Consider the following 15,589-nt stretch of genomic DNA (forward strand, 5'->3'; position numbering starts at 1 on the left):
AACCGGGTCATACGGCGCTTGCTGCTGCGAGTCTTTCGCCTCGGAGCCGCTCGGCCCATGTGTCGTCCAGGGGTGCAAGACTATCCGCGCCGATCGCCCAGCGCAGTAGCAGATCGGCTATAGCTGGGTTGCGAGCCAGTGCGGGGCCGTGGGCGTAGGTGCCGAGCACCTTGCCGAACCAAGCGCCCTCGGTCTGCCCGTCATTCCCGATTCCGGCTGTGACCCGGGCCAGCGGTGCGACGCCCGGGCGGAGGTGGGTGCGCCCGCCGTGGTTCTCGAAGCCGGTCAGCGGGGGCAGGCCCAGTCGCGGGTCGACGTCGCCCCGGACCTCACCCACGGCGCGGGTCTCGCCGCGGTCGGAGGTGATGTCGAGCAGGCCAAGGCCGCGGCACTGGGTGCCCTTGGCGAAGAACGAGCTGCCGAAGAGCTGGTAGCCGGCGCACACGGCGAGCACGGCGGCGCCCTGGTTGACCGCGCGGTGCAGGCCGCCGTCGGTGATCAGCCGCTGGGCCGCGAGGGCCTGGGGGCCGTCCTCGCCGCCGCCGATCAGGTAGATGTCGGCGGTCGAGGGCATGGCCTGGTCGGAGCGCACCGAGTAGGTCTCCACCGGGATGCCGCGCTGGGCGGCCCGGCGGGCCAGGATGAGCAGGTTGCCCCGGTCGCCGTAGGTCGACAGCAGGTCCGGGTAGATCCAGACGATGCGCAGAGTGCTCTCACTCATGGGTTGACCTCGGTTTTCCGCTGCGGGGAAGATCAGTTGACACGGTCCAGCTCCGCTCGGATGTCCTGGAACGCCGTGTAGTTGGCAATCACTTCGAGGCGGCCCGGCGGGGTGAGCTGGACGGCCTCGTCGAAGGTAAGCACGTGCCGGAACGCCACATCGTTCACTTCGAGGCGTACGGCGAGGTCGTACGCGCGGTCGCCAGTGATGAGCACCGGCCGGCCGCGCAGCGGGGCGAAGTCGACGTCGTAGAGCCAGGAGGTGTCGAAGCCGTCGGGGTCGCGGGCGTTGATGGACAGCAGCGTCGGCGCCTGCTCGGCCATGTCGAAGGCCTCGAGCCAGCTGGCCGGGTTCTTGGCCAGCAGCAGCCGGATGTTGCGCCCGTCGCGGTCGACCTGGGCGTAGCGGCCGGCCACCGAGGCGACCCCGGCCAGGCGGGACACCGCTTCGATGGGGCGTACGCCGAATTCCGCGGCCACGGCCAGGGCGGTCGCCGCGTTGCCGAGGTTGACCTGACCGGGTAGCTGCAGCTTGACCAGGTGCCAGTCGCCCTTGGGGTCGAGCACGCCTTCTTCCTCGACGGTCCACTGGGCCTGCGGGCGGCGCAGCGTGCAGCCGGTGCACCACCAGTCGCCCTGGGCCCGGTTGATCGGGGAGCCGCACTCCGGGCAGACCCAGGAGTCGTCGGTCCAGCGCTGCCCGGCGCTGAACCAGCTGACCTGGGCGGAGCCGGTCGCGGCCCAGACCACCATCGGGTCGTCGGCGTTGGCCACGACGTGCACGTCGGGGTGCCCGGCGAGGGCAGTGCGCCACATCTGGGCCATCATCGACACCTCCTTCGCCCGGTCGAGTTGGTCGCGGGAGAGGTTGAGCAGTGCGACCACCCGCGGCGTCGTCTCGTCGATGACTCGGGGCAGGTAGTGCTCGTCCACCTCCAGCACGGCGAACGGGGTGGTGCCCGCCTTGGCCAGCGCCGAGGTGTGCCCCGTGGGCATGTTGGCGCCGAAGGAGTTGGTGGCGACCGGCCCCAGCACGCCGAGGGCGGCGGCGGTGAAGCGCGTGGTGGTTGTCTTGCCGTTGGTGCCCGACACCAGCGCGATGGCCCGCCCGGAGGCCAGGTTGCGCAGCAGGTCAGGGTCGATCTTCAGGCCGATCCAGCCGCCGATCACCGAGCCGTCGCCGCGCCCCGCCGCGCGGGAGATCGCGGCTGCCGTGCGCGAGACGGAGCTCGCGACCTTGGCCCGCAGGGGCATTTTCCCGTCCGTCACGGCGACGAGGGTACCGGAAACGGACACTACGTCGAGTGGCGCCGGGGGGCGCTGTGAATAACGGCGAGACGGTTGTCGATGGTCGGCCGAAAGGTTGACGAACATCAGCCTGTTGGGGCGTTTGAAATGGCAATGCAGCGATCCGAGGTGGTACGGGAACGGCTCGACGCCGGCTTTTTATGTGTTCTGATTCACCCGTAACCTTAGACGCTTTGTAGCCGCACAATTGCAATGAGTGGCGGCAAATGTCACCGGTCAATAACAAACCGGACACTGGTTTTTGTGCCAAATACGCAGAGTCACGAAGAGCGGTGCTGCGCTCGGACGAAATTTCAGGTAGCAAGGTCTGGCCGGTGAGCGTCCGCCCACCGCTCGTACCGAACGGATCACGCCGAGCCCTGCCCCGCTCCGTTCGAGACGACCACCAGGAACGCGAACGACCATAAAGGCATACGGGGGCAGGGACGGGGGACCCATTTCTGGTCCCGCGGGTCGCAAGATCCGTGGACCTCGGGGTGAAGTCGTTGTTTGACGACCGGGCAACCTTCCCGCCCGAACCCGACAGCTAACCTCGCAGGCGTGCCGGAGGGATATCTCTACCGTGCACGAACGCAGTTCGAGCCGGGGCCGCCGCATGTCCGTCGGTACCGGATCAGTCGCACTGTCCTTGGGTCTCTGCCTCTGCGCCGGTCAGCTGATCGCGACGCCGGCAGCCTCCGCATCCACCGTTCCGGTGGTCAAGGCGGCGGCAGTGGCAAAGGTCACGCCCAAGATCACCAACTCGGCCACCCGCACCATCACCAAGGGCAAGTCGGTGAAGGTGACGGCGAAGGTTATCAACCCCAGGACCGGTAAGGTCGTCACCAAGGGGTCCGTCCGCCTCCAGGCCCTGCGCAACGGCAAGTGGACCACCTGGACGGCCAAGTCCGTGACCGCCAACGGCACGGTGGCGCTCACCGCCAAGCCGGGCATCACCACCTGGTTCCGCACGCAGTACACGGGCTGGGGCACATTCGGCTACGGCACGAGCGCGGGCATCAAGATCACGGTCAACAAGCCGAAGGTCGCGGCCGGGGCGAAGATCCTGAACGAGGCCGTGAAGCACAAGGGCGCGCTGTACAAGTACGGCGCCTCGGGTCCCTCGCGCTTCGACTGCTCGGGCTTCACCAAGTACGTCTACAAGAAGGCGGTCGGCAAGAGCCTGCCGCACAAGGCGAACTCGCAGCAGAAGTACGGCAAGTCGGTCAGCAAGAGCAACAAGAAGGTCGGCGACCTGATCGTCTTCCGATCGGGCTCGTACGGCTACCACGCCGGCATCTACGCCGGTGGCGGCTACATCTACGACTCGCCCCACTCGGGTGCCCGGGTCGGCAAGCACAAGATCTGGAGCAACAACTACGTCGTACGGCGCCTCGCCGCCTGACGGTAACTCCAGCGACAGTTCAGTGGGGCGCGACCCGGCACGGGTCGTGCCCCGCTGTCGTATCCAGCAAGACCGGCCGTGAAGCCGCCCAGCCGGCAAAAGGGCGGGGCGGAAATCCCTCCACCAATCCCTCCACTTCCCTCCCCGAGGCGTTACCCAGTGCGGGTAACGCCCTTTTTGCGCGGAGTTTCGTGCCCGCTTGGGCGCCTTGTCGGAAAGTGGACCATGGTCGGAGCGGTAAACCCCTCCACTTCCACCCCACCCCGTTTGACGTGCGCATTCGTCTCCGAAGGAAGTTCGCGGACGGCCCGATTCCGGTTGCGAGTGGAGTGAAGTGGAGTAAGGTGGAGGACAGTGGCAGGCCGGGACGGACCTGCTGGCCCGAGCGAACGAGGCGGACCGCGAACCGCCGATGGGCAGGGGGGTTGGGCCGATGTTCCTCGGCACTCACACCCCGCGCCTGGACGACAAGGGCCGGTTGATCCTTCCGGCGAAGTTCCGGGACGAGCTGGCGGGAGGTGTCGTGATCACCAAGGGGCAGGAACGGTGCCTGTACGTGTTTCCGATGCCGGAGTTCCAGCGCATCGCCGGGCAGCTTCGCGATACGCCGGTCACGAACAAGGCGGCCCGCGCCTACAGCCGGGTGTTCTTCGCCAGTGCGCACGACGAGATCCCGGACAAGCAGGGCCGGGTCACGATCCCGGGTCACCTGCGCGAGTATGCGGCTCTCGACCGCGAACTCGTGGTGATCGGGGCGAGCACGCGGGTGGAGATCTGGGACAAGCAGTCCTGGGAGCAATACCTCTCGGCGAGCGAGGACGACTTCGCCGACATCGAGGAGGGGGTGCTGCCCGGCGGTCTGTAGGCGTGGCATCCGCCGGCCGTGGAACCGGCCGGGCGTCGCCGCCGCCGTAACGCGAGATCTCCACCCGCTCCCGCTCCTGGCGCCTCTTCCCCGGTGCCAGGCGTGTGTCCTCTGCCGAGGGCAAGCCCGAACGGCAACGGGCATGAGCGGATGGGGATCTGGCGGTACGGATGACGATCGGACGACAACCGGGCATGGCTGCCGGGTGGTGCACGCAAGGAGAAGCTGGGGCGATGGGGGTCGACATGGGGGAGCTGCGCGGCACACACGTGCCAGTGCTGCTCGAGCGCTGTCTCGAGCTGCTCACTCCCGCCCTTGACCGGCCCGGCGCGGTGCACGTCGACTTCACGCTCGGCCTGGGTGGTCACGCCGAGGCGGTGCTGGAGCGCAACCCCGGCATCACGCTGGTGGGCCTTGATCGTGACCCGGAAGCGCTGGCGCACGCCCGGCACCGGCTGCAGCGGTTCGAGGGGCGCATGCACCTGGTGCACGCGGTCTTCGACGAGCTGCCGGAGGTGCTTGCCGAGCTCGGGCTGGCGCAGTTCCACGGTGGACTGATGGACCTGGGTGTGTCCTCGTTGCAGCTCGACGAGGCGGACCGCGGCTTCGCGTATTCCAAGGACGCCCCGCTCGACATGCGGATGAACCAGTCCGCCGGGGTGACCGCCGAGGACGTGGTGAACGGCTACGAACCGGGCGAGCTGGTCCGGATCCTGCGGGTGTACGGCGAGGAGAAGTTCGCCACCCGGGTCGTTTCGGCGATCGTGCGGGAGCGGGCGAAGGCGCGGATCGTCTCGTCGGCGAAGCTGGCGGACCTGGTGCGGGACGCTATTCCGGCCGCCGCGCGCCGAACGGGTGGAAATCCCGCCAAAAGAACGTTTCAAGCGCTACGTATTGAGGTAAATGCGGAACTCGCCGCACTTGAGTCCGCATTGCCGTCTGCTTTGGACTTGCTCGCCCCGACGGGGCGGCTTGTCGTCATGTCGTACCACTCATTGGAGGACCGGATCGTCAAGCGCGCCCTGGCCGAGAGGGCGCGCAGCACCGGGCCGATCGACCTGCCGGTCGAGCTGCCCGGGACCGGTCCGAGTCTGCGGCTGCTGACCCGGGGGTCAGAGCCGCCGACGGAGCAGGAAGTGGCCGACAACCCGCGGGCGGCATCGGTGAAGTTGCGGGCGGCAGAACGGATCGACGTACACGGGCAGGCAGGGCAGGCCGAACGCGAACGGCCTCGGCTGTCGGCCCAGGGGGGACGAGGGCGTACGCGCCCGGGGGCACGAAAGAAGGGGGAGGGGCATTGAACGAGCGCATGACAACGGCAGCGCGGTCGGGGGGCCGGATCGCGAGCCAGGGGGACAAGAGCAACACCCGCAAGAGCACCAGCGCTGCGCGGCATTTTCCGGTACGGGGGACAGCAGCGCTGAAGCCCGACACCGAGCCGCGCGCCGATCACCCGCGCAGCACCGTTGCGGCACCGCATCTGCGGGTCGCGCCGCCGGCACCGATCAACGCGCCGCGGGCGCCGTTCATCGCGCTGGTCTCGGGTGTCGTGGTGGTCGGGGTGCTGGGCATCCTGCTGGTGAACACCAAGACGGCCGAGAACTCGTTCCGCCTGGACACGCTGCAGAAAGAGCAGGCGTCGCTGGACGCCAGGCAGCAGTCGCTGGAGAACGAGATCGCGGCCCGCAACATGCCGGGCAACCTGGACGCCGCGGCCCGGGCGCTCGGCCTGGTCAAGGCGGACTCGCCGGCCTACATCCGGCTGCCCGACGGCAAGATCATCGGGGTGCCGGCACCGGGTAGCGGGCAGACCTCGGTCACGGCGCAGGACCCCGTCGACGCCGCGAAGGCGGCCGACGCGGCCAAGACCGCGGGTCCGGGCACCGGCGAAGCCGCAGGGCAGTAACGCGGTGACGCCGCGTAACGACGAGCCGCCGCGCCGGGGAGAGCCCCGGCGCGGCGCGTCACTCGAGGACCAGCACCCCGGGGGCGGCGAGCGGGGTTTCGGCGGGATCGGCGACGCGCGGGCGTACACCCCGCGTGGGCGCACGGTCCGCGAGAGCGACCAGCGCACCCGGTCCCCGCGGGCCGGGCGCACCGGCGACCCGTTCCGCCCGGCCCTGCAGGTGCTCGACGGCGGCCGCCCGGTGCGCGACCGCCGCCGCGACGAGGACCTGCACCGCGACGAGGATCGCCGCCGCGATGCCGACGACTCCGACCCGCCACCGCAGCGCCGGGGCCGCGACGACGACCGCCGCCGTGCAGGTGACGGCAGCAAAGGACGCGACGACGATCGGCGTGGTTCGGCCGACGGGCGCCGGGGACGCGACGACGGGCGCGGCCGGAGCGACGACCGCCGCGGTCGCAGCCGGGAGGACACGGCACGCCGCGACGACGGCCGCCGGGCAAAAAGCGACGACGGCCGCCGGGCCAAGAGCGAGGAGCGCCGCGAGCCGGCACGCACCCGCGCAACCGCTGGCGCTGCCCGCATCCGCACCACGGCCAACCCGCGTCGCAGCGCGGCGCCAAACCGCGGGGATGCGCCGGTTCGCAAGGCCATGCCGGCTCGTCAACCGGTGACAGCTCGTCAGGCAGCGCAAGGTCGCACCGCGGCGCCGGCCCGTGATCCGCGCCGCAGGCAGCCCGATACCCGGGTTCGCCGGCCGGTCATCCCGCCCGAGGCGCCGAAGCTGGCGAACAGCACCCGGCGGCTGCGGCTGGGCACCGTGCTCGCGCTCACGCTGTTCGTGACAATCGGCGTACGGCTGGTGGCCCTGCAGGTCATGGACTCACCTGCGCAGGCGGCGAGCCTGCTGGAGCAGCGCAACAAGCGGCTCACCGAGATCGTGCTGCCCGCCCCGCGCGGCAGCATCCTGGACCGCAACGGCTCCGTGCTCGCGCACAGCGTGGAAGCGCGCTACATCTACGCCGACCCCGAGATGGTCGACAACCCGCAGCAGGTCGCGGCGCAACTGTCGCCGCTGCTCGGGGTGCCGCAGTCCAACCTCATGCAACTGCTGGCGAAGAAGAAGCGCCCCGGCGGCGGTGAGTCGCACTTCGAATACCTGGCGCGCGGCGTGGAACCCTCCACTGCCGACACCATCAAGAAGCTGAACCTCACGGGCATCGGGTCGCGCCGCGACGAACGCCGCGATGTGCCCGGCGCCGACCTGGCTGCGAACCTCATCGGCTTCACCGGCGAGGACCGCACCGGGCTGGAGGGCGTTGAGGCACGCTACGACGACGTGCTGCGCGGCACCGACGGCAAGCGGGTATACGAGACCGGCCAGGGCGACCTCGCCAAGGAGATCCCCGGCGGCTACAACCGCGAGACCAAGGCCGCGCCGGGTTCGTCGATCGAGCTCACCATCGACACGTACCTGCAGTTCGAGGTCCAGAAGTACCTGACCTCGTACATGCAGGAGGTGAACGCAACGGTGGCCGGGGCGATCGTGCTGGACGTCAAGACCGGTGAGGTGCTGGCGCAGGCGAGCTACCCGACGTACAACGCGCAGAAGGCGTTTGATTCCAAGCCGAACGAGCGGGACGACGCGGTGTCGAGCATCATCACCGACCCAGGGTCCACGCACAAGGCGTTCACGATCGGCGCGGCCCTGCAGGAAGGCGTGATCACGCCGGACAGCGTGGTCACGGTGGGCAAGGGGCTGATGCTGGGCGACCGGCCGTTCAGCGACACCCACGGCTTCGCCAACGGAACCAAGCTCACCGTCGCGCAGGTGCTGGCGTACTCCTCGAACATCGGCACGATCCGGATCGCGCAGAAGCTGGGCAAGGAGAAGTTGTACGAGTACCAGCAGAAGTTCGGGCTGGGCCGGGCCACGAACGAGGGGATGCCGGGTGAGGCACCGGGCAAGCTGCTCGAGCCGTCGCAGTGGAGCGGCTCGGCGTACGGCGCGGTCCCGATCGGCCACAGCGTCGACGCCACCCTGTTGCAGATGGCGGCTGGCTACGCGGCGATCGCCAACGACGGCGTGTACATCCAGCCCCACCTGATCAAGGCCACGATCTCCGGCAGGACGGGCAAGTCGACACCGCCCGCCGCGCCGGAGACGCACCGGGTGCTCAGCCCGCAGGTGGCCACCGAGCTGCGGACAATGATGGAAGCGGTCGTCGACGCCAAGGGCGCGACCGGCACCAAGGCCAAGGTGGAGGGCTACCGGGTGTCCGGCAAGACCGGCACCGGCAAGATGCTGGTCGACGGGCAGTACACCTCCCACAACGCGGGCTCGTTCATCGGCATGGCACCGGCCGAGAACCCCCGGTTCGTGGTGGGCGTGTTCGCCGACGTACCCAACGGCACCGGTGGTGACGTGGCGGCTCCGGCCTTCAGCAAGATGATGGCCTCCGCGCTGCGCCAATACTATGTGCCACCGTCCGGTACCCCGGCGCCGAAGTTCGACTGGAAGGATTAGTGCGCCGTATGGCGTTGCCAGCGGTATGGATGGCACCGGGTAGGGTCTGACGCCGTGTCCGGCATTCCCCGTCCCCAGACCGTCCGGCCGTACCGGCTGACCGACCTCGCCGTGCTGGTCGAGGCCGAGACGAGCGGCTCCGAGTCGAGCGTCACCGGGGTCACCCACGCCAGCGGCGAGGTGCGCCCCGGTGATCTCTACGCCGCGTTGCCGGGTGCCCGGCGTCACGGCGCCGAGTTCACCGCGGCCGCCGCGCAAGCCGGTGCCGTAGCGGTGCTCACCGATGCGGCCGGGCGTGACCTCGCGGCCGGCTCGGGCCTGCCGGTGCTGGTCGTGCCCGACCCGCGCGCGGTGCTCGGCGTGGCCGCCTCGGCGATCTACGGCAACCCCTCCGAGCGGCTCACCGTCATCGGCCTCACCGGTACGGCGGGCAAGACGTCCACCGCGTACCTGGTCGAATCGGGGCTGCGAGCGGCCGGGCTGACCACCGGGCTGATCGGCACGGTCGAGACCCGCATCGGCGACCTGGTGGTGCACAGCGCGCGCACCACGCCGGAGGCCACCGACCTGCACGCCATCCTCGCCGCCGCCCTCGAACGCGGGGTCACCGCCGTGGTCATGGAGGTGTCCAGCCACGCCCTGGTGATGGGCCGGGTCGGCGGGGTGCGCTTCACCGTCGGCGGCTACACCAACTTCGGCCAGGACCACCTCGACTTCCACGCCGACGTCGACGACTACTTCGCGGCCAAGGCGCGGCTGTTCGACGGCCGCTGCGAGTTCGAGGTGCTCAACGCCGATGAGCCCGCGCTCAAGCCGCTGTTCAAGCCGGCCACGATCAGCTACTCGGCGAACGGCGACAGCAGCGCCACCTGGTACGCCGCCGCGATCGCGGAGAGCGGCGAAGGCCAGACGTTCCAGGCGCATCATCGGGGCCGGAGCATCCCCGCCGGGGTGGAGATGCCCGGGCGGCACAATGTGGCGAACGCGCTGCTGGCCCTGGCGAGCCTGGTCGCGGCGGGCATCGACGCTCAGGTGGCCGCGGATGGCATCGCGGCTTGCAAGGGAGTTCCGGGCCGCCTGGAGCGGGTGGACGCGCCGGGTGACGTGCTCGGCGTCGTCGACTACGCGCACAAGCCGGACGCGATCGTCGCCGCGCTGACCGCGTTGCGGGATCTGGCCACGGCTCGCGGCGGGCAGGTGCTGTGCGTCATCGGCGCCGGCGGCGACCGGGACACCGGGAAGCGCCCGCTGATGGGGGCGGCCGCCGCGCGCGGTTCCGATCTGGTGGTGGTCACCGATGACAACCCGCGCACCGAGGACCCGGCCGCCGTACGCGCCGCCGTGCGGGCAGGGGCTGAGCAGGCCAACGCACCTGCGAAGATCATGGAAGTGGCGGGCCGCCGGGCCGCCATCGACGAGGCGGTACGACTGGCCGGCCCCGGCGACGTCGTCGCGGTCCTCGGCAAGGGACACGAGCGGGGCCAGGAGGTGAACGGCGAGGTGCTGCCGTTCGACGACCGGATCGAGCTGGCCGCCGCGCTGGCCGCGCGCCCGGGTGGTGCCGCATGATTCCGATGACTCTGGACGAAATCGCCGCGATCACCGGCGGCAGCGTCGCCGGCGACGGCACCACGATCGTGAGCGGCCCGGTGGAGTACGACTCGCGGGCCCCCATGCCCGGCGGGCTGTTCGTGGCGTTCGAGGGCGAGAAGGTGGACGGGCACGGGTACGCGGCGAAGGCGATCGCCGCCGGTGCCGCCGCCGTGCTGGGCACCCGGGACACCGGTCAGCCGGGCGTGGTGGTCAAGGATCAGCTCGACGCGCTGGGCAAGCTCGCGCACGCGCTGGTGCAGCGGCTGCCGCAGCTGACCGTGGTCGGCTTGACCGGTTCGTCCGGCAAGACCACCACCAAGGACTACATCGGTCAGCTGCTCGCGCGGCTGGGGGACACGGTGGCGCCGCCCGGCTCGCCCAACAACGAGCTGGGCTTTCCCTGCACGGTGCTCAAGGCCACCGCTGACACCCGCTACCTGGTGCTCGAAATGGGGGCGCGGGGGATCGGGCATATCGCTTATCTGGCCGGGATCGCTGCGCCGCGCATTGCTCTGGTGCTCAACATCGGTGCCGCGCACATCGGCGAGTTCGGGTCCATGCAGGGCACCGCGCAGGCCAAGGGCGAGCTGGTGGAGAGCTTGCCGGCCGAGGGTGTGGCGGTGCTCAACGCGGATGACCCGCTGGTGGCCGGCATGGCGCCCCGCACGAGCGCGCGGGTGGTGACGTTCGGGGAAGATCCCAATGCCACGGTACGAGCCGAGCACGTGACCTTGGATTCTCGCGGGCGCCCGGCGTTCACCCTGGTCACCAGCTCCGGCAACGCCCCGGTGCGGCTGGCCGTGGCCGGGCGCCACCAGGTGTCCAACACGCTCGCCGCGGCCGCCGTCGCGCTCGAAGCGGGCCTGCCGGTCGTCGAGCTGGCCGCGGCGCTGGGCGACCTCGGCATCCGCTCGGAGCGCCGGATGGACGTGGTCGAGCGGTCCGACGGGGTGACGCTGATCGACGACTCGTACAACGCGAACCCGTCGTCCACCGCCGCGGCGCTGCGGGCGCTGGCCGCGATGGGCCGGCAGGGACGCACGATCGCGGTGCTCGGCTACATGGCCGAGCTGGGCGATCAGGAAGTGTCCGGGCACGCCGAGGTGGGCCGGCTCGCCGCCGAACTCGGGGTGGACCGGCTGATCGCGGTGGCCGGGGCGGCTGCGGTGCTCGACGGAGCTGCGGACGTACCGGAATGGACGGGTTCTGCCATTGCCGCCGCCGACCAGGCAGCGGCGATCGCGGCCGTGACGGGCGATCTGCGCCCGGGAGATGTCGTGCTGGTAAAGGGTTCTCGGTACCGGACGTGGGAGGTGGCCGACGCGTTGCGTGTGGCCACTGGGGAGGTCAGCCCGTGAGGGCAGTTATCGTCGCGGCCGCGGTCGCGTTCATCATCTCGTTGTTCGGCACCCCGGTCGCGATCCGCGTGTTCACCGCGCTGAAGGCCGGCCAGCCGATCCGCTCGGTCGGACCGGCCTCGCACCAGGGCAAGAAGGGCACACCCACGATGGGCGGGGTGGCGTTCATCGTCGCCACGGTGCTGGCCTATGTGGCCGGGCACGTCGCCCTGACCACGCTGCCCGAGGCTCAGATCGCCCAGGTCAAGCCGACCATGACGGCGCTGGTGCTGCTCGGGTTGTTCGTGTTCTGCGGCGCTGTCGGCTTCCTGGACGACTTCCTCAAGGTGCGCAAACGCAACTCCGCGGGCCTGAGCGCGAAGGGCAAGCTGCTCGGTCAGCTGGTGGTCGGCGGCGGACTCGGCGTGGCCGCCCTGTACGTCGTGAGCACCAACGGTCAGACCGTGGCGAGCGAGCACATCTCGTTCATCCGGGACATCAGCTTCCTGGATGTCGGCAAGGTCGGCTCGGTCATCGTGTTCGTTTTCGTGATCATGTCGATGTCCAACGGCGTGAACCTCACCGACGGACTTGACGGGCTCGCCACCGGCGCGTCCATCCTGGTCCTCGGGGCGTACGCGCTGATCGGCTTCTGGCAGTACCGGCACTGGTGCGGTGACACCAACTACGCCGGCAACTACTGTTACGAAGTCCGTGACCCGCTGGAAGTGGCGTTGATCGCGGCGGCCGCGGCCGGGGCATGTGTCGGCTTCCTGTGGTGGAACACCTCGCCGGCCCGCATCTTCATGGGTGACACCGGCGCGCTCGGTCTGGGCGGCCTGATCGGTGGCCTGGCCATGGCGACCCGCACCACGCTGCTGTCGATCATCATCGGCGGGCTGTTCGTCATCATCACGATGTCCGTGGTCATCCAGATCATCTCGTTCAAGACCACCGGCAAGCGCGTGTTCCGGATGTCGCCGCTGCAGCACCACTTCGAGCTGGCCGGCTGGAGCGAGGTCAACATCGTGGTCCGCTTCTGGATCGTGGCCGGCATCTGCGTGGCCATCGGCCTCGGCCTCTTCTACTCCGACTTCCTGGCGGTCATGGGATAGATCTCTCACGACACGCCAGGTTCGCATCCCGGGGCTGGCGTGTCGCGCCACCATGATGGGGGCATGGCGGAGGACAAGAGCGATACCCGCACCACGGTGACCGTGTCGCCGGCCGCCACCGTGCAGCCCGCGCCGCTGCCGGTACGCCCCAGGACCCTGAGCCAGCAGATGCTGCCCGCGGTGCACGGGCTGCTCGCGCGCCCGCTGTCGTCGTACTACCTGCTGATCGCCAGCTCGGCGCTGCTGCTGCTGATCGGGCTGACCATGGTGTTCTCGGCGACGGCGGTCCGGGCGTACGCCGAGGACGGCAACGCCTTCACCGCGGTGCGCAACCAGCTCATCTTCGCCACCCTCGGCCTGGTCGGGTTCTGGGTCTGTCAGCGGCTGCCCGCCACCACCCTGCGCTTCCTGGGCGTCTACATTCTCGGCGCCGCAGTTGTGCTGCTGGGCGTGCTCGACCTGATCGGCGCGCTGGGCAGCTTGCACGTCCTGCCGGTGACCAAGCAGGGCGTCTACCTCGGCCCGCTGCGCGCCGACCTGCTCTGGCTCTATGTCGGCCCGCTCGGCCTGCAGCCCGCCGAGTTCGCCAAGCTCGGTGTGGTGCTGTGGGGCGCCGACATCATCGCGCGCAAGGGCGCCTCGCTGGGCTACTGGCGTGAGCTGTCCATGCCGCTGTTCCCCGTCGTCGGGCTGCTGTTCGTGCTGGTCGGCTACAACGACCTCGGCACGATGCTGGTGCTGCTCTCGCTGATCATCGGCCTGCTCTGGGCCGCCGGCATCCGGCTGCGGATCTTCGGTGCGCTGGGGGTGCTCGGCCTGGCCGGCATCGGTCTGCTCATCGCGGCCGCCTCACGCGGTGCCGGCTCCGGCGCCGAGGGTGAGCCCAACTACCGGCTCGCGCGCATCACTGTGCTGTTCCAGTCGCTGGACAAGTGTGGCTCCGACCTGTGCTACCAGTTGCTCCAGGGTCGCTCGGCGATCTACGAGGGCGGCTGGTTCGGCGTCGGGCTGGGCAAGGGCGCGCTCAAGTGGAACTGGCTGCCCGCCGCCGACAACGACTTCATCTTCGCCGTCGTGGCCGAGGAACTGGGCGTCGTCGGGTGCATGGTGATCGTCGCGCTGTTCGCCGTACTGGCCTACACCGGCTTCCGGATCGCCCGCCGCGTCGACGACCCGTTCCGCCGGCTCGCCGCCACCGGGATCACCACCTGGCTGGTCGCCCAGGCGGTCATCAACCTCGGCGGGGTCATCGGAATCCTGCCGATCACGGGCCTGCCGCTGCCGTTCATCTCCTCCGGGGGCAGTGCCCTCGTCGTGACGATGGCCGGAGTCGGTATTCTCGCCTCCTTCGCGCGGGCGGAACCGGACGCCGCCAGGGCCCTGCACGCCCGTCCGCCCGCTCGGTGGGTCCGGCTAGTCTGGGCCCCGCTGCCGCCGCGACCCCCCGTGCGGCGGCCGGGACCACTGCGCCCGCCGGCGCAGAAGATGGGCGCTACCAGGGGGGCCGGAAGGAGACGGTGATGGGTCAGCTGCGGTCGGTCGTGCTCGCTGGGGGAGGCACCGGCGGTCACATCTATCCGCTGCTCGCCTTTGCCGACGCGCTGCGCCGGCACTTCCCCGAGGTGCGCATCACCACCCTGGGCAGCCCCAAGGGCATGGAGAACGAGCTCATCCCGCCGGCCGGCTACGACTTGCGGGTGATCCCGGCGTTCCAGTTGCCGCGCTCGCTCAACCTCAACCTGCTGCGCACCCCGGACCGCATGTACAAGTCCTCGCACGCCGCCGGCAAGATCATTGACGAGGTCAAGGCCGACGTCGTGGTGGGCTTCGGCGGGTATGTGTCGGTGCCGGCCTACCTGGCGGCCTGGCGGCGTGAGCTGCCCATCGTCATCCACGAGGTGAACGTGCCGCCGGGCGTGGCCAACCGGATGGGCATGCGGTTCACCAAGAACATCGCGGTCGGCTTTCCGGGCCAGCCCCAGGCGGCCGAGTCGCTGCGCGAGGCCACGGTGGTCGGTGTGCCGCTGCGCACCGCGATCGCCCGGATGGACCGTGCCGCGCTGCGCCCCCAGGCGCTCGCCCACTTCGGGCTGCGCCCCGACCTGCCGGTGCTGTTCGTCTCCGGCGGCTCCTCGGGGGCCCGCACGATCAACCTCGCGGTCGCCGGGGCGGCCAAGAAGCTGGCGCACGCCGGCATCCAGGTCCTGCACGTGCAGGGCGGGCGCAACGACCCGTTCGACGTGCCCACCGACCTGCCGGTGCCCTACGTCGTGGTGCCGTACCTGTCGGACATGCAACTCGGCTACGCCGCCGCGGACCTGATGCTGTGCCGCGGCGGGGCCATCACGGTGGCCGAGACCACGGCCATCGGCATGCCGGCGATCTACGTGCCCTACCCGCACAGCAACCAGGAGCAGAAGCGCAACGCGCTGCCCGTCGTCGAATCCGGCGGCGGCCTGCTGGTGGACAATGCCGAGCTCACCCCCGAGTGGATCGAGCGTACGGTGATCCCGCTCGCCCGCGACCCACAGCGGCTTACCGCGATGGGCCGCTCGGCCAGCGCGTACGGCCGGCGCGACGGCGACGAGGCGCTGCTGGACTTTGTGATCCAGGCGGTCGCAGGACGATGAACTCATCTGCACTGAGGAGCGTGGCGCTGTGAGCACCGTGGAGCTGAAGCCGGTTGGCGGGTTGACCGCCGAGGACCTGGGCACAGTCCACCTCATCGGCATCGGCGGGGTGGGCAGGGGGGGGGGGGGCCCGCCCCCGCCCCCCCCCCGGGGCCCCGGCCCCCGCCGCGGACAGCGGGGAAGGGCGGGGCCGGGCGCGCCGCG

The 15,589-nt window shown here is 70.2% G+C and carries 12 protein-coding genes and 1 riboswitch; of the genes, 10 read left to right on the plus strand and 2 right to left on the minus strand.

Translation table 11 applies throughout. The annotated features are described in order from the left end of the window. Window positions 1–7 precede the first annotated feature (7 nt). Together TFC3_RS33805 and TFC3_RS33800 are read right to left on the minus strand one after the other, a co-directional pair. Window positions 8–721: a type 1 glutamine amidotransferase gene (locus TFC3_RS33805; RefSeq protein ID WP_067510332.1), complete on the minus strand. Its 714-nt coding sequence runs from the start codon at window positions 719–721 to the stop codon at window positions 8–10. Window positions 722–753: 32 nt separating this feature from the next. After that, window positions 754–1,974: a MurT ligase domain-containing protein gene (locus TFC3_RS33800; protein WP_067510330.1), complete on the minus strand. Its 1,221-nt coding sequence runs from the start codon at window positions 1,972–1,974 to the stop codon at window positions 754–756. Window positions 1,975–2,410: 436 nt separating this feature from the next. Further along, window positions 2,411–2,584, plus strand: a riboswitch (cyclic di-AMP (ydaO/yuaA leader). Window positions 2,585–2,623: 39 nt separating this feature from the next. Here TFC3_RS33800 and TFC3_RS33795 point away from each other — a divergent pair. The 10 genes from TFC3_RS33795 (at window position 2,624) to murG (ending at window position 15,385) form a co-directional block, all read left to right on the plus strand. Beyond that, window positions 2,624–3,412, plus strand: coding sequence for a C40 family peptidase (locus TFC3_RS33795; RefSeq protein WP_067510328.1), 789 nt, complete (start codon window positions 2,624–2,626; stop codon window positions 3,410–3,412). A gap of 433 nt (window positions 3,413–3,845) precedes the next feature. Continuing rightward, window positions 3,846–4,277: a division/cell wall cluster transcriptional repressor MraZ gene (gene mraZ / locus TFC3_RS33790; protein ID WP_067510326.1), complete on the plus strand. Its 432-nt coding sequence runs from the start codon at window positions 3,846–3,848 to the stop codon at window positions 4,275–4,277. 233 nt (window positions 4,278–4,510) lie between these two features. Next, window positions 4,511–5,578 (plus strand): 16S rRNA (cytosine(1402)-N(4))-methyltransferase RsmH, encoded by a 1,068-nt coding sequence (rsmH, locus tag TFC3_RS33785; RefSeq protein WP_067510324.1) that lies wholly within the window; start codon window positions 4,511–4,513, stop codon window positions 5,576–5,578. Window positions 5,579–5,586: 8 nt separating this feature from the next. Further along, window positions 5,587–6,183, plus strand: a complete 597-nt coding sequence (locus TFC3_RS33780) for a hypothetical protein (protein ID WP_067510322.1) — start codon at window positions 5,587–5,589, stop codon at window positions 6,181–6,183. Window positions 6,184–6,187: 4 nt separating this feature from the next. Further along, window positions 6,188–8,710, plus strand: a complete 2,523-nt coding sequence (locus TFC3_RS33775; RefSeq protein ID WP_082772753.1) for a penicillin-binding protein 2 — start codon at window positions 6,188–6,190, stop codon at window positions 8,708–8,710. Between the two features lie 54 nt (window positions 8,711–8,764). Next, window positions 8,765–10,279, plus strand: a complete 1,515-nt coding sequence (locus tag TFC3_RS33770) for a UDP-N-acetylmuramoyl-L-alanyl-D-glutamate--2,6-diaminopimelate ligase (RefSeq protein WP_067510320.1) — start codon at window positions 8,765–8,767, stop codon at window positions 10,277–10,279. Further along, a complete protein-coding gene (gene murF / locus TFC3_RS33765; protein WP_067510318.1) occupies window positions 10,276–11,661 on the plus strand; it encodes a UDP-N-acetylmuramoyl-tripeptide--D-alanyl-D-alanine ligase in 1,386 nt (461 codons plus the stop codon). The genes TFC3_RS33770 and murF overlap by 4 nt, the downstream gene beginning before the upstream one ends. Continuing rightward, the gene (gene mraY / locus TFC3_RS33760; RefSeq protein WP_067510316.1) at window positions 11,658–12,755 is read left to right on the plus strand and encodes a phospho-N-acetylmuramoyl-pentapeptide-transferase; all 1,098 of its coding nucleotides are present in this window, start codon (window positions 11,658–11,660) and stop codon (window positions 12,753–12,755) included. The genes murF and mraY overlap by 4 nt, the downstream gene beginning before the upstream one ends. Before the next feature lie 168 nt (window positions 12,756–12,923). Further along, the gene (locus TFC3_RS33755) at window positions 12,924–14,276 is read left to right on the plus strand and encodes an FtsW/RodA/SpoVE family cell cycle protein (protein WP_067510367.1); all 1,353 of its coding nucleotides are present in this window, start codon (window positions 12,924–12,926) and stop codon (window positions 14,274–14,276) included. Beyond that, on the plus strand, window positions 14,276–15,385 hold the full coding sequence (murG, locus tag TFC3_RS33750; protein WP_067510314.1) for an undecaprenyldiphospho-muramoylpentapeptide beta-N-acetylglucosaminyltransferase: 1,110 nt from the start codon (window positions 14,276–14,278) through the stop codon (window positions 15,383–15,385). Before TFC3_RS33755 ends, murG begins: the two co-directional genes overlap by 1 nt. The last annotated feature ends 204 nt before the right edge of the window (window positions 15,386–15,589 follow it).

The sequence above is a fragment of the Actinoplanes sp. TFC3 genome (genome assembly GCF_001553785.1).
Classification (GTDB): Bacteria; Actinomycetota; Actinomycetes; order Mycobacteriales; family Micromonosporaceae; genus Actinoplanes.